Genomic DNA, 20,413 nt, shown 5'->3' with positions numbered 1-20,413 from the left:
TGCCATCAGCCCAACACCTGGCCCGGTGCGAACTGGTCGCGTCGGCTATTGAACAGATCACCAAAATCCAGCGGTTTGCCACCTGGCAACTGCAGCCGTGTCAGCAGGAGCGAGCCTTTCCCGCAGGCGATTTCGAGGCCGTCCTTGCTCGCCGTCAGGATCAGTCCCGGCGTGCCATTACCCGTTGCCGTGCGTGCGGCGTGGATCTTCAGCGTGGCTTCGTCGAGGCTGGCATGACAGATTGGCCAGGGATGAAAGGCCCGAACCTGGCGTTCCAGCTCGATGGCCGGCCGGTTCCAGTCCAGGCGCGCCTCGTCCTTGTTCAGCTTGTGTGCGTAGGTGGCGAAGCTATCGTCCTGCACCTGACCGACAAGGTTGCCGGCCTCCAGCGCGGCGACGGCTTCGACCACAGCCTGTGCGCCAAGCGTGGCGAGGCGGTCGTGCAGGCTGCCGCCGGTATCGTTGGCGGAAATGGGGGTGGTCACCTTGAGTAGCATCGGCCCCGTATCCAGCCCCGCTTCCATCTGCATCACCGTCACGCCCGATTCCGGGTCGCCGGCCTCGATTGCTCGTTGGATAGGCGCGGCACCTCGCCAGCGCGGCAACAGCGAGGCGTGGCTGTTGATGCAGCCAAGCCGCGGCAGGTCGAGGACAGCCTGCGGCAGGATTAACCCGTAGGCCACCACCACCATCAGGTCAGCGTGCAACGCTGCCAGCTCGGCCTGAGCCTCAGGCGCGCGCAGCGTCTGTGGTTGGAACACCGGTATGCCATGGTTCTGCGCCAGTTGCTTGACCGGGCTCGGCATCAGCTTCTGGCCGCGCCCGGCCGGGCGGTCCGGCTGGGTATAGACGGCAACGATGTCGCGTTTCGCGTCGAGCAGCGCCTGGAGATGCTGGGCTGCGAATTCCGGCGTACCGGCAAAAACGATGCGCATAGGGGACTCGTCAATAAAAAAGGCTTGCTGCTGCAAGCCTTTGGAGTGGGAGGTTCAAGCCTGCTGGCGGTGAAGCTTTTCGAGCTTCTTCTTAATCCGGTCGCGCTTGAGATTGGACAGGTAATCGACGAACAGCTTGCCATTGAGGTGATCGCATTCGTGCTGGATGCACACGGCGAGCAGGCCTTCGGCGATAAGCTCGTAGGGCTGGCCATCGCGGTCGAGCGCCTTGATCTTCACCTTCTGCGGGCGATCCACGTTTTCGTAGAAACCCGGCACCGACAGGCAGCCTTCCTGGTACTGGTCCATCTGGTCCGTCAGGAACTCGAACTCGGGGTTGATGAAGACGCGCGGTTCGGACTTGTCCTCGGAGAGATCCATTACCACGACCCGCTTGTGGACATTGACCTGCGTCGCGGCCAGGCCGATACCGGGCGCGTCGTACATGGTCTCGAACATATCGTCGATCAACTGGCGAATGCCGTCGTCGACCACGTCCACCGGCTTGGCGATGGTCCGCAGGCGCGGATCGGGAAACTCAAGGATGTTCAGGATTGCCATATGCGTTTGTGATGCACTTATGGAATAAAGTCAAAAGCCGCTGCTAAGATGCCGAGCAGCTTGTAAACGGCTTAACGCCGCTTTCCACAAGGGTTTCTGCGGCGCTAGGGCGCTTTACGTGAAGGCACATCATAAAGGGATTCACCACATGAGGAAATCACTACTCGCCCTGCTGCTGGTGGCGGTTGGCGGCATGGCTCAGGCCGCTGTGGAGCTTAAGGATGGCCATCCTGAGCAATACACCGTGGTGAAGGGCGACACGCTCTGGGACATTTCCGGTCGGTTCCTGAGCCAGCCCTGGAAGTGGCCCGAACTGTGGCACGCCAATCCTCAGGTGGAAAACCCGCACCTCATCTATCCCGGCGACCAGCTCAGTCTGGTCTACATCGACGGCCAGCCGCGCCTGATGCTCAACCGGGGCGCCTCGCGCGGCACCATCAAGCTCTCCCCGACCGTACGCACCACTCCGATGGCCGAAGCCATCAGCACCATTCCGCTGGAAGCTATCAATTCGTTTTTGCTCAGCAACCGCATCGTCGATTCTGCCGAGCAGTTCGAAAGCGCGCCGTACATCGTCGCCGGCAATGCCGAACGCGTGATCAGTGGTGCCGGAGATCGGATCTACGGCCGCGGCAGTTTCGATGAGAAGGTCGGCGCCTACGGTGTCTTTCGCCAGGGCAAGACCTATGTCGATCCCGATTCCGGCGAGTTTCTCGGCATCAATGCCGACGACATCGGCAGCGTCGAACTGGTCGAGATCGAAGGTGACATCGCTACCTTGCGCCTGACCCGCGTGACTCAGGAAGCCCGCCTCGGTGATCGCCTGTTCCCCAATGAAGAGCGCGCGATCAACTCGACCTTCATGCCGAGCGAGCCGAAGGAAAAGGTCGAAGGGTTGATTCTCGACGTACCACGTGGCGTGACCCAGATTGGCCAGTTCGACGTGGTCACCCTGAACAAAGGTGCGCGTGACGGCCTGGAAATCGGCAACGTGTTGGCCGTCTACAAGACGGGTGAAACCGTGCGCGACCGGGTGACCGGCGAAAATGTGAAGATCCCTGACGAACGCTCCGGCCTGCTGATGATCTTCCGCACTTACGACAAGCTCAGCTACGGGCTGGTCCTCCAGGCGACCCGGTCGCTGGCGGTAATGGACAAGGTGCGTAACCCCTGAGTCGAATGAGCCCTGCAATTGCAGGGCTCATGCTTTATACCTGCGCCGCACGGATGTGGCGCCTTGACACGAAGGAACGTTTCCAATGGTTGCGGTATCCCCTGCCGAACTCGAGGCGCGACTGCGCCTTCATCTCTTGCCCGAACTAGGCCCTCGGCGCCTGCGCAAACTGCTCAGTGCCTTTCCCGATGCCGCTTCAGCGCTCAGCGCACCTGCCGCCGCCTGGCGTGCATTGGGTCTGCCTGCCGCTTGTGCCGAGCCACGCCGTAGCCCGGACGTACGTAATCGCGCCGCCGCGGCGATGACCTGGCTGGAACAGCCTGGCCATCACCTGATGATGTGGGACGACCCGACTTATCCAGGCCTGTTGGAAGAGCTGCCGGATGCACCACCGCTGCTGTTCATCGCCGGTGATCCGGCGCTTCTGGCGCAGCCGCAACTGGCGATGGTGGGTAGCCGGCGTGCCTCGAGACCCGGGTTGGACAATGCCACCGCCTTTGCCCGAAGCCTGGCGCGCGGCGGCTTCGTGATTACCAGCGGGCTGGCGTTGGGCATTGACGGTGCCGCCCACCAGGGCGCGTTGGATGTTGGCGGCAAGACCATCGCGGTACTCGGCACCGGTCTGCAGTGCCTGTACCCCCGCCGCCATGTCGGGCTTGCCGAGCGGATCATCGAATCCGGAGGGGCGCTGGTGTCTGAAATGCCGCTGGATTGCGCGCCCCAGGCAGCGAACTTTCCGCGCCGCAATCGCATTATCAGCGGTCTTTCGCTGGGCGTGCTGGTGGTCGAGGCAAGTCCGTCCAGTGGCTCGCTGATCACCGCCCGGCTGGCCGCCGAGCAGGGGCGCGAGGTCTATGCCATTCCCGGTTCGATCCATCATCCAGGCGCGCGTGGCTGCCACCAGCTGATTCGCCAAGGTGCCGCCTTGGTCGAAAGCGTCGAGGATGTGCTGCAGGCCCTGCGAGGTTGGCAGCAGGGCGCGCCGAGTAACGAAGCACCTCCGCAGGTGCAACAGGCATCGAGCCATCCCCTGCTCGTTCAGCTGCGGGCGGCACCGATGACCAGCGAAGCCTTGGCCGTAGCGGCTCGCCAACCACTGTCGCAGGTCTTGGCCGAACTCACCGAGTTGGAGATCGACGACCGGGTCGCCAGCGAGCACGGGCTATGGGTGGCGTGCGCCGGCTGACGCGGCTGTGGCGAGCGGCGGGCTTGGGTACACTGCGCCGGTCAACAAGCGGAGGTGCAAATGGTCGGGGACTGGCGTGTACAGCGGGCGGCTCGGGTGGTCAGGCGCGGCGGGGTGATTGCCTATCCGACCGAGGCGGTGTGGGGGCTCGGATGTGATCCTTGGGATGGCGATGCGGTCGATCGGTTGCTGGCGCTCAAGGAACGCCCCGTCGAGAAGGGCCTGATCCTCGTCGCCGCCCATATCGACCAGTTCGATTTCCTGCTGGAGGACCTGCCCGAGCGTTGGCTGGACCGCCTGGCGGGTACTTGGCCGGGGCCCAACACCTGGCTCGTTCCGCACCGTGACCGATTGCCCGAATGGATCACCGGCCGGCATGACAGCGTTGCCCTGCGCGTCACCGATCATCCGCTCGTTGCCCGTCTCTGCGACTTCACCGGCCCGCTGGTTTCGACGTCCGCCAACCCTGCCGGCCGCCCTTCGGCACGTACGCGCCTGCGCGTCGAGCAATACTTCCCTGGTGAGCTCGACGCCGTGCTCGGAGGCCGCCTCGGAGGGCGGCGCAACCCCAGCACCATCCGCGACCTGCGCAGCGGCGAGCTGATACGCGCCAGCTAGCCGCAGGTGCCGTCAGGGCAGCAAGATGGTCGAGCCGGTGGTCTTGCCAGCGGCGAGTTGGCGCTGCGCCTCGGCCGCCTCGGCCAATGGATAGCGTTGCCCAACGTCAACCTTGATCTTGCCGCTGGCGATCATTGCGAACAGCTCGTCGGCCATGGCGCGCAGCCGCTCGGCAGAATCCGCATAGCCGGCCAGCGTCGGCCGGGTGACGAACAGCGAGCCCTTTTGTGCCAGGATCCCAAGGTTCACGCCGCTTACGGCGCCCGACGCGTTGCCGAAGCTGACCAACAGGCCGCGCGGCGCCACGCAATCGAGTGAGACCTCCCAGCTGCTCTTGCCGACCGAGTCGTAGACTACCGGGCATTTTTTGCCGTCGGTTAGCTCCTGGACCCGCTTGACGACGTCTTCACTGTTTCGGTCGATGGTCGCCCAGGCACCGAGTGCCTTGGCCCGCTCGGCCTTTTCGGCTGAACCCACGACACCGATGAGTCGCGCGCCGATGGCGTTCGCCCATTGGCAGGCGATCGAGCCGACGCCACCCGCCGCGGCATGGAAAAGCACCGTTTCGCCGGCTTTCAGCTCATGCACCTGGCGCAGCAGGTACTGCGTGGTGAGGCCCTTGAGCATGACGGCCGCGGCCTGTTCGAAGCTGATCGCGTCGGGCAGCTTGACCAGGTGGCGTGCCGGGAGGCAGTGATGCTCGCCATAGGCGCCCAGAGGGCCGGTGGCATAGGCCACGCGATCGCCGACCGCGAAATCGCTGACACCCTCACCCAGCGCTTCGACCACGCCAGCGCCTTCTGTGCCCAGGCCGGAGGGCAGACTCGGCGGTACGTACAGACCGCTGCGGTAGTAGGTATCGATGAAATTCAGGCCAATCGCGTGGTTGCGCACGCAGACTTCCCCGGCGCCAGGGGTGGGCACGGGCACCTCGACTTGTTCCAGAACGTCGGGTTCGCCGTGCTGGCTGAATTGAATGCGCTGCGACATGTCGGCTCCTGAGATGAAGGCAAAGGAGCCTATCCAACCCCTCCCGGGCGTATCCGTCAATCGGCCGGTGCTATGCTTGCCGCCCTTCTGTTCCCACGCGACCGTGCCGGCGGCCGCCAAGCACTTGCCAAGGTGAATTCGTGAACGAGCGTACCGAAGCCGTCAAAGCCTACCTGCTCGATCTGCAGGATCGTATCTGTGCCAATCTCGAAACCGAGGACGGCGGCGCCCGCTTCGTCGAGGACGCCTGGACCCGCCCTGCCGGTGGCGGCGGTCGGACCCGGGTGATCGAGAACGGCGCGGTGATCGAGAAAGGCGGCGTGAACTTCTCCCACGTTCACGGCAGCGGCCTGCCGCCGTCGGCCAGCGCCCACCGGCCGGAACTCGCTGGCCGCGGTTTCGAGGCGCTCGGTGTGTCGCTGGTGATCCACCCGCACAACCCTTACGTGCCGACGTCGCATGCCAACGTGCGCTTCTTCATCGCCGAGAAGGAAGGTGAAGAGCCGGTCTGGTGGTTCGGTGGCGGCTTCGACCTGACTCCCTACTACGGCAACGAGGAAGACTGCGTGCACTGGCACCGGGTCGCGCGCGACGCCTGCGCGCCCTTTGGCGCCGACGTCTACCCACGCTACAAGCAATGGTGCGATCGCTACTTCCACATCAAACACCGCAACGAGCCGCGCGGGGTTGGCGGGCTGTTCTTCGACGACCTCAACGAGTGGGATTTCGACACCTGCTTTGCCTTCATGCGCGCCGTGGGTGACGCCTACCTCGAGGCCTACCTGCCGATCATGCAGAAGCGCAAGGCTATGCCGTTCGGCACGCGTGAGCGCGAGTTCCAGGCGCTGCGCCGCGGGCGTTACGTCGAATACAACCTGGTCTACGACCGCGGCACGCTGTTTGGCCTGCAATCGGGCGGGCGCACGGAGTCGATCCTGATGTCGTTGCCGCCTTTGGTGAGCTGGGGTTACGACAAGCATCCCGAACCGGGCACTGCCGAGGCGCGTCTGACCGAATACTTTCTGCAGGATCGCGACTGGCTGGGCGCTGAACCGGCCGCTTGAGCCGGACAGCCGCGCCAGACCCAGCACGCCTCGACCTTTTCCCTATTCGATTCAGGTAACTCATGGACCGTTACGGTGTATTCGGCAATCCCATCGGGCACAGCAAGTCCCCGCAGATCCATAAGTTGTTCGCTGAGCAGGCCGGCCATCAGCTGAGCTACGAGCCGCTGCTGGCCCCATTGGACGATTTCCCCGGCTTTGCCCGTTCCTTCTTTCAACAGGGCCAGGGCGCCAACGTCACCGTGCCCTTCAAGGAACAGGCGTTTCGCCTGGCCGATCAGCTGACTGCCCGCGCTCAACGAGCCGGTGCGGTGAACACCTTGAAGAAGCTCGACGACGGGCAGCTGCTCGGCGACAACACCGACGGGGTCGGCCTGGTCCGCGACCTGCTGGATAACGCGGGCATTGCGCTGCGCGACCAACGGATTCTGCTGCTCGGAGCAGGCGGTGCGGTGCGCGGCGTGCTCGAGCCCTTGCTGGCGCAGGCTCCGGCAGCGCTGGTCATCGCCAACCGTACACCGGAGAAGGCCGAGGCGTTGGCCGAGGCGTTCGCCGATCTTGGGCCGGTGCGTGCGAGCACCTTCGAGGCGCTTGTGGGCCCGTTCGATCTGATCATCAACGGCACCTCCGCCAGCCTCGCCGGCGGGCTGCCGCCGCTGGCCGACAGGCTGGTCGCTGCGGGCGACTGCCTGTGCTACGACATGATGTACGGCGCCGAGCCCACGGCCTTCTGCCGCTGGGCCAGCGAGCGTGGCGCCCGCGCGCGCGACGGCCTGGGTATGCTGGTCGAGCAGGCCGGCGCGGCGTTCGAACTATGGCGGGGTGTGCGACCGGATACGCGGCCAGTGTTGGAGCAGCTTCGCGCGCAACTGGCTGCGCGCTAAAGCGAATCAAAGACGCAGGCGGATCTGCTCGCGAACATGTTGGGAATTCTCCAGCTCATCGACGATGCCGGCTGCGATGCGCCGCAGCTGGACACGCCGGTCGTCAGGCGCGAGGCCGCCGAGCTCGGCGAAATCCTCGATGGACAGGTCTTCGCCGGAGGTGGGTATATCGACCAATGTCCAGCGAGACGGGTGCGCCGCGATGCGCTGCAGCGCGGCATCCACCTCTGGCCCGCCCCTGTGTGCGCTGAAATCGCTGACCAGCAGCAGGCGTTCCACCCCGACTTTGGGCATGCCCGACAGCAGCGCATCGACCGCCGCGTAGAACCCCTTCGGCTGATGCGCCGCCGCCTCACCTGATGCGGAGGGCACCGAGGGGCTGTCATAAAGGCAGATCACCGCATCCATCCCGGCCACGCTTTGCGACACGCTGATGGCATCGAACAGGTCGCCGGTTTTGGCGCGCAGGCCAGGGCGCACTGTCATCGAGTTGAGATCGTCCACCAGCGTCACGGCTTCATGCTGACGGCTTAGCAGCTCGCACAGCAAGGCGTTGCCCAAGCTCGAATGGGCACCGAAAAGCGCGAATTTGAGCCTGGGTGTCTCGGCGTTGAGCATGACGGGCGGCCGGGATTAGCGGCGAGTCACCAGGTAGCCAATCATCGCAACCGCGCCAGCAGCGAGCGCAAGGGTGCTGAGCGGATGCTCGCGGGCGCAGTCACGGGCCATACGGCCAGCTTCGCGGCCACGGCGGGTCAGGTGCTCGCGATGGCCGTCCAGGTCGGCGTCATGCCACAGCGACTCGGCACGTGCGCGTAGGGAATTGAAGCGATGACGTGATTCACGCGAGGCGTCGTGCTTGAGCTCGTCGAGCGCGGCCATCAGGTTCTGGATTTCGCTTTCGATTTCGTCGCGGGTGGTGGGTCGGCGGCTGAAGCGGGACATGTCGTTTCTCCCTCGAAGTGTGTGCAGTTTTGGACCTTACGAAGCGGCGAAGGTGCGCTCTTGCGCGTGTGACGGCCTTCGGCCCGGCTGAATTTGCACAGTAGCGGTGCTGCATACCGGTGGCGTTCGCTAAGGCCACTAGTAGCGGACCAGAGGGCGGGCGTCGGGTTCCGCCCGTCGTGTCGGGTGCGGAAAAGCGCCGCATGGCCGATGAGTGAGAACGGCAGCGGCGCAGGCGAGCCGGCGATTGTTCTTCTACACTGCGGGCAGTTGCGCAGTGCTGGGTAGGAAGGCGCGTGTCGCGACCTGCACAAGGCATGTGCCTTGCCCTATTCGTGGCGCCTGCAGGCGCCGAAATAGCTGGGCTGCAGCCCTCCCGGCAGGTGTGCTTGACGTATACTGCGCGGCGCGCCCGAACCCCGGGCGCTTTTTTTTAACGGCCAATTCATCGGTGTCTGTCTTGAAACTACGTCATACCCTCCTGAGCCTGCTGCTGGTCTGCGGCAGTACCTTGTCCTCCCCTGTTTCCTTCGCCGCACCCAAGGCGCCTGTCCAGCAGGAACTGGCCTCCGGCAGCGCACTGCTGGTCGACCTGAAGACCAACGAAATCCTCTATTCCAGCAACCCCGACATGGTGGTGCCCATCGCCTCGGTGACCAAACTGATGACCGCCATGGTCGCGCTCGATGCCAAGCTCCCGCTCGAGCAGCCGCTGACGGTCACCATCCGCGACGCGCGCGAGATGCAGGATGTGTACTCACGAGTACGCATCGGCAGCGAGATCAGCCGCCGTGACATGCTGCTGTTGACATTGATGTCGTCCGAGAACCGCGCCGCGGCAAGCCTCGCCCATCACTACCCGGGCGGCTACTCGGCCTTCATCCAGGCTATGAACGCCAAAGCCAAGGCGCTCGGCATGACCCATACCCGCTATGTCGAGCCGACCGGCCTGTCGGAGCAGAACGTCTCCAGTGCCAACGATCTCGTGAAGCTGCTCAAGGCCAGCAAGGCCTACCCGCTGATCGAGCAGTTCAGCACCACCAGCGAAAAAACGGTCGCCTTCCGCAAGCCCAACTACACGCTGGGTTTTCGCAACACCAACGCGCTGGTACGCAAACCGGACTGGAACATCCAGCTGACCAAGACCGGTTTCACCAACGCTGCCGGGCATTGCCTGGTGATGCGCACCGTGATGAATCGTCGTGACGTCGCCTTCGTGGTCCTGGATGCCTTCGGCAAGTACACCCACATGGCCGATGCCAATCGCCTGAAGAAATGGCTTGAGACCGGCAAGGTCACTCCGGTCGCCCCGGCGGCGCTGGCCTACAAGCAACAGAAGATGGCGCAGCGGCAACTGGCTGGGCAGCCGGCTGACGCAGCAGCGGCGGTGGCCGGCGCGCGCTGATCGAAGGGCCGTAGGGCCGCCTGACGCAAGCCCGCGTCGTTCCCAGCGATTCAATCGCGCCGGCCCTGTCCGGTGCGGTCGCCTGATGCTCAGTGCGTTTTCGATGCAACGATGCCGGGGCAGTCGACTCAAACGTCTACATTGACCCAGAGCGCAACGGGGAATCGAAGGCCGTTATGAGCACGCCAGACAACACCTACATCGAGTGGCTGCAAAACCAGTCCATGCTCCATGCCGCCCGCGAGCGGGCGCGTCTCTACGCCGGCCAGGCGCGCCTCTGGCAGCGCCCTTACGCGCAGGCGCGACCGCGCGATGCAAGCGCCATCGCCTCGGTCTGGTTCACAGCCTACCCCGCTGCCATCATCACCCCCGAAGGCGGCTCGGTGCTTCAGGCGCTCGGTGACGAGCGGCTCTGGAGTGCGCTGTCGGAGTTGGGTGTGCAAGGCATACACAACGGGCCGATGAAGCGCTCCGGCGGGCTGCGCGGACGCGAGTACACGCCAACCATCGACGGCAACTTCGACCGCATCAGCTTCGAGATCGACCCCAACCTCGGCACCGAGGCCGAGATGCTGCAGCTCAGCCGAATGGCCGCCGCACATAACGCCATCGTCATCGATGACATCGTCCCGGCGCACACCGGCAAGGGCGCCGACTTCCGCCTGGCCGAGATGGCCGTCGGCGACTATCCCGGCCTTTACCACATGGTCGAGATCAACGAGGAAGACTGGCCGCTGCTGCCGGACGTACCCAAGGGCCGCGACTCGGTGAACCTCTCACCCGTCGTCGTCGACCAGCTCAAGGACAAGCACTACATCGTCGGCCAGCTGCAGCGGGTGATCTTTTTCGAACCCGGCATCAAGGACACCGACTGGAGCGCCACCGGAATCGTCACAGGTGTCGACGGCAAGCGCCGTCGTTGGGTCTATCTGCACTACTTCAAGGAAGGTCAGCCCTCGCTGAACTGGCTCGACCCGACCTTCGCCGCGCAGCAGCTGATCATTGGCGATGCGCTGCACGCGATCGACGTCGCGGGTGCGCGGGTGTTGCGCCTGGATGCCAATGGTTTCCTCGGGGTGGAGCGCCGTGCCGAGGGCACCGCCTGGTCAGAAGGCCATCCGTTGTCGGTCACCGGTAACCAGCTGCTCGCGGGGGCGATTCGCAAGGCCGGTGGCTTCAGCTTCCAGGAGCTGAACCTGACCATCGACGACATCGCCGCCATGTCTCACGGCGGTGCCGACCTCTCCTATGACTTCATCACCCGCCCGGCCTACCACCACGCGCTGCTGACCGGCGACACCGAGTTCCTGCGCCTGATGCTGCGCGAGGTGCACGCGTTTGGCATCGACCCGGCCTCGCTGATCCATGCGATGCAGAATCACGACGAGCTGACGCTAGAGCTCGTCCATTTCTGGACGCTACATGCCTACGACCATTACCACTACCACGGCCAGACGCTGTCCGGCGGCATCCTGCGCGAGCATATCCGCGAGGAAATGTACGAGCGGCTGACCGGCGAACACGCCCCCTACAACCTCAAGTTCGTCACCAACGGGGTGGCTTGCACCACCGTCAGCGTCATCACCGCGGCGCTGGGCATCCGTGATCTTTCCGCGCTCACCCCAGCGGACGTCGAGCAAGTCCAGCGGTTGCACCTGCTGCTGGTCATGTTCAATGCCATGCAGCCCGGCGTCTTCGCCCTCTCCGGCTGGGATCTGGTGGGCGCGCTGCCGCTGGAAGCCGAACAAGTCGAGCATCTGATGGGCGACGGCGATACCCGCTGGCTGCACCGTGGCGGCTATGACCTGGCCGACCTCGCACCGGAAGCCGAAACCTCCAGCGAAGGCCTGCCCAAGGCACGCTCGCTGTATGGCAGCCTGGTCGAGCAGCTGCAGCAACCGGGCTCCTTCGCCTGCCAGCTAAAGCGCATCCTCAACGTACGCCGCGCCTACGACATCGCCGCCAGCAAGCAGATCATGATTCCCGATGTTCAGGCGCCCGGGCTGCTGGTCATGGTTCATGAACTGCCCGCTGGCAAGGGCGTGCAAATCACCGCGCTCAATTTCAGCGCCGAGCCCATCAGCGAGACGATTACCCTGCCCGGCATCGCCCCTGGCCCGGTGGTCGACATCATTCACGAGCGCATCGAGGGCGACCTGACCGAAAGCGGTGAGATGGAGCTCAACCTCGACCCGTACGAGGGCCTCGCCCTGCGTGTCGTCAGCGCCGCGCCTACGGTGCTCTGAGCCAACCGCCCGGCCGCATGCGGCCGGGCCCAGACGGAACCGCCATGCCAGTCACCGTGACCAAGCTGATGGGTCAGGACATCCCAGAACACCTGCGTCAGCCCGGCGTGGAGGTTGTTTTCCGCGTGCTCGACGAGCAGGGGCAGGAGCGCTATCTGCTCGATGACGTGGAGGCGGCCAAGGTGGCTGTGCAGGCCAGCGAGGCGCAGCGCAACCCGGACGCGTAACCGCCTAGCAGGCCGCACGTCGGGTTATTTCGAAATGCACTAAAACCGACCTGCCCGGCCGGTCAACTTCGCCCTGTCGGGGCCGATATCCATGATCTACACATCGGCGTCTCCACGCCTCGCCCGCGAGAGGTTCAGCGGTCATGGAATCTGCTACATCGTCACCCGATCCGGTGCTGGTCCAGGCGTTGCTCGACGCCATTCAGGAATTCATCGTCATGAAGGACGGCGACGGCCGCTGGCTGATCGTCAACCGGATCGTCCTCGAAGCGTACGCGCTGAACGGCGTGAACTACGTTGGCAAGACCGATCTCGAGCTCGCGGCTCATAGCCCGCAGTTCACCGAGGCCTTCGCTTACAACCTGGACACCGACGAGCAGGCCTGGCGCAAAGGCAGCGCGCTGATGATCGAGAAGTCGTTCATGGGCCGCGACGGGCGCATCAATACCTGGGAAGTCGTTAAAACCCCCATCTTCGATGCCCAGGGTCGGCGTGAACGGCTGGTCATCGTCAGCCGCAACATCACCGAGCGAATCGAGGCGCGACAGGCTCAGCTGGAAAGCGAACGCAAATACCGGCTGATCGCCGAGAACATGAGCGACATCATCGGTGTGTTCAATGTCGACGGCTCGCTCAAGTACGTGTCGCCGTCGTTGGAGCCCGTGCTTGGCTACCGCGCCAACGCGGCGACGGCCGAATCGGTAATGAGCATCGTGCACCCCGACGAGCAGGCCGCGATGAGCCGGGCCTTTCGACTGCTGCTCGAACGTAACGCGCAGCAGGAAAAGGTCGAGGGCCGCCTGCGCACGCTCGAAGGGCGCTACCTCTGGTTTGAGGTCGGCTTCTCCACGGTGCTGGCGAGCGACGGTCAGACGCTGGAAGGCGTGGTGTTCGCCTGCCGCGATATCACCGCGCGCAAGGAACACGACGAGCTGATGCGTCTGATGGTCAACCAGGACCCGCTCACCGGCGTGCACAACCGCCGCTACCTCATGGATCAGCTGCACGCCCGCCTGACCGCGCCCGCCGCACGCCAGCGTGGCTTTGCCGTGCTCTATATGGATCTGGACCGGTTCAAGGGCATCAACGATACCCTCGGCCACGATATTGGCGATGAGCTGCTTTGCCGAGTCGTCGAGCGGCTGCAACAGGGGCTGCGCACGCAGGACCTGCTGGCGCGCATCGGTGGGGATGAGTTCGTCATCGTGCTGGCCGACGTCGACCAGGCCGAGGCCCGACAGATCGCCGAGCGGCTGTGCCAACGGCTGCAGGACAGCTGGGCGCTGAGTTGTGGGGCGCTGAACACCACCTCTTCGGTAGGCGTCGCGCTCTACCCACGTGACGGCGATTCGGCGCACACCTTGCTGCGCCGCGCCGACGAAGCGCTCTATGCCGCCAAGCGCGCCGGCCGGTCGCAAGTGAAGTTCATCTGCGAAGTGACCGCCGGCTAAGCGTCGGCGGCCTGGCCCTACGTGGGCCAGCAGGCTGGTCAGCGCGTGTGGCCGTGCACCCAGCCGAGCAGCACATCGGCCTCCATCGGCCGGGCGATGTGGTAACCCTGCCCTTCCTCGCAGCCCCACTGGGCAACCAATTCCAACACGTGCTGCGTCTCGATGCCCTCGGCTACGACCCGCAGATCGAGGCGCTTGGCCAGGTCGATGAGCGTGCGGACCAGGCGCCGGTCCTTCTCGTCGTCGCTCAGGTGGCGAATGAAAGACTGATCCAGTTTCAGGGTCGTCGCCGGCAGGTCGCGCAGGTACGTCCAATTGCTGTAGCCGGTGCCGAAGTCGTCGATCGCCACATCCATACCCAAGGTGCGCAGGCGCAACAACTGGCGTCTCACCTCGGCCGGATTGCGCATCAGCGCGCTTTCGGTGAATTCGATCTCGAGCATTTCGGCGGGCAGCGCGTGCCGCGCCAGCAGGCCGGTGATGCGGTCGGCGAAGGCAGGGCCGTCCAGATCCGCGGCGGATACGTTGATCGCTACCTTGAACTGCGCGCCCTGCTGCCGCCACGCCGCCCCCTGCTCGATGGCGCGCTCGGCGACCCACAGGCTCAGTTCGCGGATCAGTGCGGTTTTCTCGGCCAGGGGAATGAATTCCGCCGGGCCGATCGGGCCGAGTTCGGGGTGGGTCCAGCGCAGCAACGCTTCGACCGAGGTGCAGTGCCCGTCCGCGAGGCTGATACGCGGCTGGTAGACCAGCCGTAGCTGGCCGTCGCATAGCAACGCGTCGGACAAGCCGCTCAACAGGCTGAACGCGCGTTGCTGGGCGACGTCCAGGCGCGGCTCGTATTTCGCCCAGCCGATGCCACGGCCACGCGCATCGTCCGCCGAGGTGATCGCCAGGCGCAGCCAATCCTGCTCCTGTGCGCCGGTCTGCAAAGGCATCACGCCGATGCCGACCTGCGTTTTGACCGGGATGCCCTTGCACGCCACCGGGGCCTCGAACGCTCCGATGATGCGGTCGTTGAGCGCGTGCAGCTCCCTCTGCTCCGTGGGTGCGAGCAGAAAAGCGAAGCGCGTCGGGCTGATGCGGTACAGGTCGCATCCGGTCGAGAGTTGCGCCTGCAGGGTGGCCTTCATGCACTGCATGACGGCCTGGGAAAAGTCGTACCCCAGCACCCGGACGATATCGTTCAGGCGCGTCGGGGCGATGACATCGACCACCACGAGCGTCATCCCGGGCTCTTCCGCAGCGCCGTGCGCCACGTCCTCCTCCAGCCGAGAGCGGTTGAACAGGCGGGTGGGCTGATCGATGAAGTTCTCGCTGCGCAGTGACAGGATGCGCGCCATGGTCAGCCGCGCCAGATGGCCGAGCATGGACAGGTCACGGTCGCTCAACGCTTCGCGCGGCTGGGTGTCGATCACACACAGGCTGCCCAGCCCCAAGCCGTCCGGCGTGACCAGCGGCATGCCGGCGTAGAACCGTATGCCGGGTTCACCGGTGACCAGAGGATTGTCCTTGAAACGCGGGTCCTTCGTGGCGTCCAGCACCTCGAACGGCTCGTTGGTCAGGATTGCATAGGCACAGAACGAATCCCGCCGAGGCGTTTCCTGCGCCTTCAGGCCAACCCGTGCGGTAAACCACTGGCGCTGCTCGTCGACGATGGAAATCAGGGCGATCGGCGCGTCGAAGTACTCCGCCGTCATCGTCACGATCTGCTCGAACACCGCATCCGGCGTCGAATCCAGCCGGCACAGCGCACTCACCTGCTGCAGCCGTTGCGCTTCGTTGATGGGGATGGGGGCACCAGCCATAAGGATGTACTGCCTGCGAATCGGTGACCGTGCCGTCGGTTGACGTCAGCGGAGCGGCCATCGCTTAAACGAAGCGAGCGCGCATCCCTGCGTATCGGCGGGCCGTTTCGTTCCTTGACCGCGCTGGCGACGAGCGCGCACGTACAGGCCTGCGCCTTCCATCCAACAGCTGGAACCATCCTGCGTTTCGCAGCCTCTGCTGATGTACCTGCGTGAAAACCGCGCACCCGGCCAACGCACCGTTCTGGCCGCAACGACGAGGTATCCGCCATGACTTTGGAAGAGCGTATTCGCCAACGCGCCTATGAATTGTGGGAAGCCAACGGGCGGCCCGAGGGCCAGGAGTTCGAGCATTGGTCCCAGGCCCGTCAGGAGATCGAACCGTTCTACAAGGAAGGCGACGCAACCGCGGGCAGCGTAGAAAGCAGCGTCGCGATTCCGATGCCCCGCTCGGAATCCTCGGAATGATGAAGACGTGGCAGCGTGCGCACGACGCACCGATCATGCGCGCGCCTCGCCGTGGCGCGACGTTCGATCGCCGAAAACCTTAGCCGTACTTGATGGGTCCGTCCTCACCATGACACCACCGCTCGACTACAAGGCCATTTTCCAGGCCGTGCCCAACTTGCACCTGGTGCTCGCGCCCGACCCGGAGTTCACCATCCTGGCGGCCAGCGACGCCCAGCTACGCGCAACCAATACCCGCCGCGAGGAAAGCGTCGGCCGGCCCGTCTTCGAGGTGTTCCGCAAGAACCCGGACGACCCAGAAGACTTCGGCACCGCCGTGCTGCGCGCCTCGCTGGAACGCGTTCGGTGCACCCGCACGGCGGACAGCATGGCGATCACCAAGTACGACATCCCTCGACCGGCCGACCAGGGCGGCGGCTTCGAGGTGCGGTACTGGAAGCCTCTCAACGTGCCTGTATTGGGCGAGAACGGCGAATTGCGCTACATCATCCACCAGGTCGAAGACGTGACCGCCGAGGTGCTCAGCCAGCAAGGCACGCTTGGGCACCTCGATGAACGTTTTCGCGCCGCCCTGCTCGCCTCCGGCACCGGCACCTTCAATTGGTATCCCGACGACAACAGCCTGCATTTGGACAGCGCCCTGGCGCAGATGCTGAGGCTGCCGTTGCACCACCAGGCCGACACCTTCGAACACTTCTTCGAACAGATCCATCATGAGGATCGCCAGTCCGTGCGCGAGGCTTTCCAGCGTTACGCGAATGGTCATGACCACGCTGTCGAATTCCGCCTGGCGCGATCCGGGCCCGAGCAATGGCTGGCGTGCAAGGCACGGGCGTTTCGTGATGCTGACAGGCACCTGTCCTACGTCGCTGGTGCCTGCACCAACATCAGCGCCCGCAAACATGCAGAGGAAGCGCTGCGCGTCAGCGAGCAGCGGATGCGCCAGCTCAACGAAACCCTCGAAGCACGCGTCGCCGCCGAGGTCGCCGAACGCAGCCGTACCGAAGAAGCCCTGCGTCAGGCACAGAAGATGGAAGCGGTCGGCCAGCTCACCGGCGGCATCGCCCATGATTTCAACAACCTGCTGACCGGCATCATCGGCAGCCTCGACCTCATGCAGCGGCGGTACAGCCGGGGCGACGGTCAGGAAGTCGAGCGCTATATCAACGCGGCCGTCACCTCGGCCCAGCGCGCCGCCGCACTGACGCAACGGCTGTTGGCGTTTTCACGCCGCCAGACGCTCGACCTCAAGCCGGTGGACGTCAACCGCCTGGTTGCCTCGCTGGAAGACCTGCTGCGCCGCACCACGGGCGAGAACGTCACCGTAGTCACCGACCTCAGTGCCGGCCTGCAACCGGCCTGCATGGACGTCAACCAACTTGAAAGCGCCCTGCTCAACCTCGTCATCAACGCGCGTGACGCCATGCCCCACGGCGGCCGCATTACCGTCACCACCCGCAGCTACAGCAAAGACGCCACGCCCGATCCCAAGCGCCGCGGCCTGAGCGAAGGTGACTACGTGCTGCTCAGCGTGACGGACACCGGCTCCGGCATGACCGATGAAATCATCGAGCGCGCCTTCGAGCCGTTCTTCACCACCAAACCCATCGGCCAGGGCACGGGGCTCGGGCTCTCGATGGTCTACGGCTACATCAAACAAGCCAAGGGCTATATCCACATCGACTCCGAGCCCGGCCGCGGCACCAGCGTCAGCCTGTTCCTGCCCGTCCACCACGGCGACACCGCGAGCCCCACGGCCGAAGCCGAGCAGACGCCCCGTGGCACCGGCGAAACCATCCTGATCGTCGAAGACGAACCCGTCGTGCGCGGGCTGGTCGTCGAAGTGCTCGATGACCTCGGCTACCAGACCCTCGAAGCCGGCGACGCCACCGAAGCCCTGCCCATCATCGAAAGCCCGCAACGCATCGACCTGCTCATTTCCGACGTCGGCCTGCCCGGCATGAACGGCCGTCAACTCGCCGAATTCGCCCGCCTGCAACGCCCCGGCCTGAAGATCCTCTTCGCCACCGGCTACGCTGAAAGCGCCACCTCCAGCGAATTCCTCGACACCGACATGGCGTTGATCGCCAAGCCGTTCGCCATCGATGCGTTTGCGACAAAAGTGGGAGAAATGCTGGGCGCCCAAACCGGCCGCTGAATGGCTGTTCCTCTGCCGCCGACCGCCTCGGCAACACCGCGCAAAGCCGAACCGCACATCGGGTAGCCGCACGAAAAGAAAGGATTAATCTGCCGCACCGCTTTACCGGCTCAGACGCTCGGCGGTAACGTGGCGCACTCGTGAAGCATGCACGCAGCATCACACTTGCCCACCGGCCCAGCCCCAGCGCGGGCATCGACCACTACCACGGAAGGTACAGATGGCGCGCTTTTCCCTGTCTTCGCCACCGAACTGCTCTCTGGCCATGATGCCGGCGGGAATAAGGGGGACAGATCTATTTATCACGCTCTCCGCTGGAAGATAGAGCGTTCATTCAAAGCCACCTACGCTCTTCCTTCAGCGCCCCGTTCGCTTAATTACAAGGTCACATGTCATGAAACAGTCGTTTTCTTTGCTCCCGCAAAGTTTCGTGATCGCACGTTTAGAGCCAAATGCTGACCTGCCGAGCGCGGTGTTGGCGTCACCTGAGTTCTTTTCGATCACTCGGACGGGCGATGAACTTTCCGTTGTCTGCGCTGAGGGTGTCGCAACCGGAACCACCCGAGTGGATGGGCCTTGGCGTGCGATCAAGGTGCAGGGCCCGTTTGCCTTTGATCAAACTGGAATTCTGGCGTCCTTTCTTGACCCGCTCGCGGCTGCTGGCGTCGGCATCTTCGCGATGAGCACGTTCGATACGGACTACATATTGGTCAAGTTAGAGAATCTGGATAAAGCGGTAGAGGCTTTGAAAGAAGCCGGACACCGGCTCTTGGGAGAATGAAGGTGAGAGGGCAGAGTGGTTTGCCTGCCCGAAGCTCGCCTAGCTACAACCCCGTCACTTTGTTCGGCATAAATCAGTCTTCAATCCCAAGGTAAGAATCCATGCAGCTAACGTCACTCCTGGTCCCAACCTACACGCAGATGCTCAAGACGCTCGCCGGCTGGCTGAGGAAAGCGCAGGCGCAGCTGCCGGAAGCCGAAGCACAAGCCCTGTTATCCGCACGGTTGGCGCCCGACATGTATCCGCTGTCGACTCAGGTTCGCTTTGCTTGTGTGCAGGCGCGAGAGGCCATGTGCCGGTTGCGGGGCGAGGCGTTCCCGCCGGCTATCAACGAGCTATTGAACGAGGGGCGGCAGGCTGTCAAAAGCCCCGGATCGCTCGCTGAGGCCTATGCCCGTATCGATGAGACGGTCGCGTTGCTCGACGGCCTCGCCGTCGATGCGCTCGATGTAGCAGGGGATAAGCCCATCGCCCATGAGCTCCCGAACGGGATGGTCCTGGATCTGACCGCCGACCAATACGCCCGTGACTGGACGCTGGGTCAGTTCTATTTCCACGTCATGACCGCCTATTCGATCTTGCGTAAGGAAGGCATCAATCTCGGCAAGGCGGATTACGTGGCGCACATGCTGCCTCTTGTGCGTCCGGAAACGATTCCAAAGGGTTAATGAACCTATCCCGACCGAACGCCACTCCCCGAGGCGACCATGACTCAGATTGCCCAGACACCCGAACCGCCGTACTACGCCGTGATATTCACCTCGCTCAGGGCCGAGGGCGATCAGGGCTACGGCGCGATGGCCGGGCGAATGCTGGAGTTGGCTGCGATGCAGCCGGGCTTTCTCGGCGTTGAGTCGGCCCGCGATGGTGTGGGGATCACGGTTTCGTACTGGGCGAGCCTGGAGGCGATCCGGCGCTGGAAGCAGCAAGCCGAGCATCTGGAAGCGCAACGGCTAGGCCGCGAGCGCTGGTACTCGACGTTTAAGGTTCGGATCGCCTGGGTCGAGCGCGACTACGGGGTATAGGAAAAAGGAGAGGCCGATTTATTTATCCGCCCCCTCCGCTCTCTTTGTGGCTCAGCCATTCGGCACGACCTCGTAGGGCGTATTGCTGAAAAAGATGTTGCGCCAGTCCGAGCGCCATTGAGGGATGCTCAGCGTAAAGCCTTGGGTGCGCTTGTCGAAGGCAATCCAGGTCACGCCCAGGCTTTGGCTGTCCTCGCTTGCCCGCATGTCTACAGAGCGCGTGGCGAAGAGCGGGCTACGAAAGACCTTCGACCCATCCGCACGGTCGACGATGCGCAGATAGGACAGGCCACCGCCAGGGGCCAGTAAGCCCTGTACCGGCACGCTTTCGATCAAGTAACCACCCCCCGGGCTGATTTGCGAAATCGACGGCGGCGCGTTCAGCGCATCAATCACGCTCCAGCCAACGAGCAGGGCGAGCGCCGTGAGCAAACTGCAGCCAACGAGCATAGATTTCTGCCGAGCAACGTTTCGGCAGGCTGATGGC

The 20,413-nt window shown here is 64.2% G+C and carries 21 protein-coding genes; 14 read left to right on the top strand and 7 right to left on the bottom strand.

Features of this window, described 5'->3' with window-relative positions; genetic code table 11:
- Window positions 1-5 precede the first annotated feature (5 nt).
- Window positions 6-935 carry a methionyl-tRNA formyltransferase gene (gene fmt / locus KXR72_RS14825; protein ID WP_437421853.1) on the bottom strand — a complete coding sequence of 310 codons (930 nt, stop codon included), beginning with the start codon at window positions 933-935 and terminating at the stop codon, window positions 6-8.
- A 54-nt stretch (window positions 936-989) separates the two neighbouring features.
- The gene (gene def / locus KXR72_RS14820) at window positions 990-1,496 is read right to left on the bottom strand and encodes a peptide deformylase (protein WP_437421852.1); all 507 of its coding nucleotides are present in this window, start codon (window positions 1,494-1,496) and stop codon (window positions 990-992) included.
- Between the two features lie 148 nt (window positions 1,497-1,644).
- Between def and KXR72_RS14815 the strand changes: the two genes are divergently transcribed.
- The 3 genes from KXR72_RS14815 (at window position 1,645) to KXR72_RS14805 (ending at window position 4,474) form a co-directional block, all read left to right on the top strand.
- A complete protein-coding gene (locus tag KXR72_RS14815; RefSeq protein ID WP_437421851.1) occupies window positions 1,645-2,670 on the top strand; it encodes a LysM peptidoglycan-binding domain-containing protein in 1,026 nt (341 codons plus the stop codon).
- 85 nt (window positions 2,671-2,755) lie between these two features.
- A complete protein-coding gene (gene dprA / locus KXR72_RS14810) occupies window positions 2,756-3,856 on the top strand; it encodes a DNA-processing protein DprA (protein ID WP_437421850.1) in 1,101 nt (366 codons plus the stop codon).
- A 60-nt stretch (window positions 3,857-3,916) separates the two neighbouring features.
- Window positions 3,917-4,474 (top strand): L-threonylcarbamoyladenylate synthase, encoded by a 558-nt coding sequence (locus tag KXR72_RS14805; RefSeq protein ID WP_437421849.1) that lies wholly within the window; start codon window positions 3,917-3,919, stop codon window positions 4,472-4,474.
- Between the two features lie 12 nt (window positions 4,475-4,486).
- Here KXR72_RS14805 and KXR72_RS14800 read toward each other — a convergent pair whose 3' ends face one another.
- A complete protein-coding gene (locus KXR72_RS14800; RefSeq protein WP_437421848.1) occupies window positions 4,487-5,464 on the bottom strand; it encodes a quinone oxidoreductase family protein in 978 nt (325 codons plus the stop codon).
- 140 nt (window positions 5,465-5,604) lie between these two features.
- Here KXR72_RS14800 and hemF point away from each other — a divergent pair, with 140 nt between their 5' ends.
- Both hemF and aroE read left to right on the top strand, forming a co-directional pair.
- Complete coding sequence (hemF, locus tag KXR72_RS14795; RefSeq protein WP_437421847.1) at window positions 5,605-6,528, top strand: oxygen-dependent coproporphyrinogen oxidase; 924 nt, start codon at window positions 5,605-5,607, stop codon at window positions 6,526-6,528.
- Between the two features lie 62 nt (window positions 6,529-6,590).
- Window positions 6,591-7,412: a shikimate dehydrogenase gene (gene aroE, locus KXR72_RS14790; RefSeq protein ID WP_437421846.1), complete on the top strand. Its 822-nt coding sequence runs from the start codon at window positions 6,591-6,593 to the stop codon at window positions 7,410-7,412.
- Between the two features lie 6 nt (window positions 7,413-7,418).
- On the opposite strand, the gene KXR72_RS14785 is transcribed toward aroE, so the two are convergent.
- On the bottom strand, window positions 7,419-8,030 hold the full coding sequence (locus KXR72_RS14785; protein WP_437421845.1) for an NAD(P)-dependent oxidoreductase: 612 nt from the start codon (window positions 8,028-8,030) through the stop codon (window positions 7,419-7,421).
- Window positions 8,031-8,045: 15 nt separating this feature from the next.
- Window positions 8,046-8,357: a DUF883 family protein gene (locus KXR72_RS14780; RefSeq protein WP_437421844.1), complete on the bottom strand. Its 312-nt coding sequence runs from the start codon at window positions 8,355-8,357 to the stop codon at window positions 8,046-8,048.
- Window positions 8,358-8,817: 460 nt separating this feature from the next.
- Here KXR72_RS14780 and pbpG point away from each other — a divergent pair, with 460 nt between their 5' ends.
- The 4 genes from pbpG to KXR72_RS14760 all read left to right on the top strand — a co-directional run bounded on the left by pbpG (window position 8,818) and on the right by KXR72_RS14760 (window position 13,686).
- Complete coding sequence (gene pbpG / locus KXR72_RS14775) at window positions 8,818-9,762, top strand: D-alanyl-D-alanine endopeptidase (protein ID WP_437421843.1); 945 nt, start codon at window positions 8,818-8,820, stop codon at window positions 9,760-9,762.
- 176 nt (window positions 9,763-9,938) lie between these two features.
- Entirely contained in the window at window positions 9,939-12,008 is a 2,070-nt protein-coding gene (gene treS / locus KXR72_RS14770; protein ID WP_437421842.1) for a maltose alpha-D-glucosyltransferase, read from the top strand.
- Window positions 12,009-12,052: 44 nt separating this feature from the next.
- Window positions 12,053-12,235, top strand: coding sequence for a hypothetical protein (locus KXR72_RS14765; protein WP_437421841.1), 183 nt, complete (start codon window positions 12,053-12,055; stop codon window positions 12,233-12,235).
- A 143-nt stretch (window positions 12,236-12,378) separates the two neighbouring features.
- Window positions 12,379-13,686 carry a diguanylate cyclase domain-containing protein gene (locus KXR72_RS14760; RefSeq protein WP_437421840.1) on the top strand — a complete coding sequence of 436 codons (1,308 nt, stop codon included), beginning with the start codon at window positions 12,379-12,381 and terminating at the stop codon, window positions 13,684-13,686.
- 38 nt (window positions 13,687-13,724) lie between these two features.
- On the opposite strand, the gene KXR72_RS14755 is transcribed toward KXR72_RS14760, so the two are convergent.
- Window positions 13,725-15,494: a sensor domain-containing phosphodiesterase gene (locus KXR72_RS14755; RefSeq protein ID WP_437421839.1), complete on the bottom strand. Its 1,770-nt coding sequence runs from the start codon at window positions 15,492-15,494 to the stop codon at window positions 13,725-13,727.
- Window positions 15,495-15,764: 270 nt separating this feature from the next.
- Between KXR72_RS14755 and KXR72_RS14750 the strand changes: the two genes are divergently transcribed.
- The 5 genes from KXR72_RS14750 to KXR72_RS14730 all read left to right on the top strand — a co-directional run bounded on the left by KXR72_RS14750 (window position 15,765) and on the right by KXR72_RS14730 (window position 19,926).
- A complete protein-coding gene (locus tag KXR72_RS14750; RefSeq protein ID WP_437421838.1) occupies window positions 15,765-15,962 on the top strand; it encodes a DUF2934 domain-containing protein in 198 nt (65 codons plus the stop codon).
- Window positions 15,963-16,071: 109 nt separating this feature from the next.
- Window positions 16,072-18,120 carry an ATP-binding protein gene (locus tag KXR72_RS14745; RefSeq protein WP_437421837.1) on the top strand — a complete coding sequence of 683 codons (2,049 nt, stop codon included), beginning with the start codon at window positions 16,072-16,074 and terminating at the stop codon, window positions 18,118-18,120.
- A 394-nt stretch (window positions 18,121-18,514) separates the two neighbouring features.
- Window positions 18,515-18,901 carry an ACT domain-containing protein gene (locus tag KXR72_RS14740; protein ID WP_437421836.1) on the top strand — a complete coding sequence of 129 codons (387 nt, stop codon included), beginning with the start codon at window positions 18,515-18,517 and terminating at the stop codon, window positions 18,899-18,901.
- 101 nt (window positions 18,902-19,002) lie between these two features.
- Complete coding sequence (locus tag KXR72_RS14735; protein WP_437421835.1) at window positions 19,003-19,569, top strand: DUF1993 domain-containing protein; 567 nt, start codon at window positions 19,003-19,005, stop codon at window positions 19,567-19,569.
- A 39-nt stretch (window positions 19,570-19,608) separates the two neighbouring features.
- The gene (locus KXR72_RS14730) at window positions 19,609-19,926 is read left to right on the top strand and encodes an antibiotic biosynthesis monooxygenase family protein (RefSeq protein WP_437421834.1); all 318 of its coding nucleotides are present in this window, start codon (window positions 19,609-19,611) and stop codon (window positions 19,924-19,926) included.
- A gap of 51 nt (window positions 19,927-19,977) precedes the next feature.
- Here the strand turns inward: KXR72_RS14730 and KXR72_RS14725 are convergent, their stop codons facing one another.
- The gene (locus KXR72_RS14725; RefSeq protein ID WP_437421833.1) at window positions 19,978-20,376 is read right to left on the bottom strand and encodes a hypothetical protein; all 399 of its coding nucleotides are present in this window, start codon (window positions 20,374-20,376) and stop codon (window positions 19,978-19,980) included.
- Window positions 20,377-20,413: the final 37 nt, after the last annotated feature.

This window comes from Stutzerimonas chloritidismutans (assembly GCF_051486945.1).
In the GTDB taxonomy this organism is placed as follows: domain Bacteria; phylum Pseudomonadota; class Gammaproteobacteria; order Pseudomonadales; family Pseudomonadaceae; genus Stutzerimonas; species Stutzerimonas chloritidismutans_B.
The sequence above is the reverse complement of the archived record's forward strand: the minus strand, read 5'-3'. Positions and strand labels throughout refer to the sequence as shown.

What these genes read in the sequence shown, in the direction of transcription:
- KXR72_RS14735 (WP_437421835.1), top strand. Translation starts at nt 19,003, where the DNA reads ATGCAGCTAACGTCACTCCTGGTCCCAACCTACACGCAGATGCTCAAG.
- KXR72_RS14785 (WP_437421845.1), bottom strand. Translation starts at nt 8,030, where the DNA reads ATGCTCAACGCCGAGACACCCAGGCTCAAATTCGCGCTTTTCGGTGCC.
- KXR72_RS14765 (WP_437421841.1), top strand. Translation starts at nt 12,053, where the DNA reads ATGCCAGTCACCGTGACCAAGCTGATGGGTCAGGACATCCCAGAACAC.
- def (WP_437421852.1), bottom strand. Translation starts at nt 1,496, where the DNA reads ATGGCAATCCTGAACATCCTTGAGTTTCCCGATCCGCGCCTGCGGACC.
- KXR72_RS14815 (WP_437421851.1), top strand. Translation starts at nt 1,645, where the DNA reads ATGAGGAAATCACTACTCGCCCTGCTGCTGGTGGCGGTTGGCGGCATG.
- KXR72_RS14725 (WP_437421833.1), bottom strand. Translation starts at nt 20,376, where the DNA reads ATGCTCGTTGGCTGCAGTTTGCTCACGGCGCTCGCCCTGCTCGTTGGC.
- dprA (WP_437421850.1), top strand. Translation starts at nt 2,756, where the DNA reads ATGGTTGCGGTATCCCCTGCCGAACTCGAGGCGCGACTGCGCCTTCAT.
- KXR72_RS14780 (WP_437421844.1), bottom strand. Translation starts at nt 8,357, where the DNA reads ATGTCCCGCTTCAGCCGCCGACCCACCACCCGCGACGAAATCGAAAGC.
- KXR72_RS14740 (WP_437421836.1), top strand. Translation starts at nt 18,515, where the DNA reads ATGAAACAGTCGTTTTCTTTGCTCCCGCAAAGTTTCGTGATCGCACGT.
- KXR72_RS14805 (WP_437421849.1), top strand. Translation starts at nt 3,917, where the DNA reads ATGGTCGGGGACTGGCGTGTACAGCGGGCGGCTCGGGTGGTCAGGCGC.
- KXR72_RS14745 (WP_437421837.1), top strand. Translation starts at nt 16,072, where the DNA reads ATGACACCACCGCTCGACTACAAGGCCATTTTCCAGGCCGTGCCCAAC.
- aroE (WP_437421846.1), top strand. Translation starts at nt 6,591, where the DNA reads ATGGACCGTTACGGTGTATTCGGCAATCCCATCGGGCACAGCAAGTCC.
- fmt (WP_437421853.1), bottom strand. Translation starts at nt 935, where the DNA reads ATGCGCATCGTTTTTGCCGGTACGCCGGAATTCGCAGCCCAGCATCTC.
- KXR72_RS14800 (WP_437421848.1), bottom strand. Translation starts at nt 5,464, where the DNA reads ATGTCGCAGCGCATTCAATTCAGCCAGCACGGCGAACCCGACGTTCTG.
- KXR72_RS14750 (WP_437421838.1), top strand. Translation starts at nt 15,765, where the DNA reads ATGACTTTGGAAGAGCGTATTCGCCAACGCGCCTATGAATTGTGGGAA.
- KXR72_RS14730 (WP_437421834.1), top strand. Translation starts at nt 19,609, where the DNA reads ATGACTCAGATTGCCCAGACACCCGAACCGCCGTACTACGCCGTGATA.
- KXR72_RS14760 (WP_437421840.1), top strand. Translation starts at nt 12,379, where the DNA reads ATGGAATCTGCTACATCGTCACCCGATCCGGTGCTGGTCCAGGCGTTG.
- KXR72_RS14755 (WP_437421839.1), bottom strand. Translation starts at nt 15,494, where the DNA reads ATGGCTGGTGCCCCCATCCCCATCAACGAAGCGCAACGGCTGCAGCAG.
- treS (WP_437421842.1), top strand. Translation starts at nt 9,939, where the DNA reads ATGAGCACGCCAGACAACACCTACATCGAGTGGCTGCAAAACCAGTCC.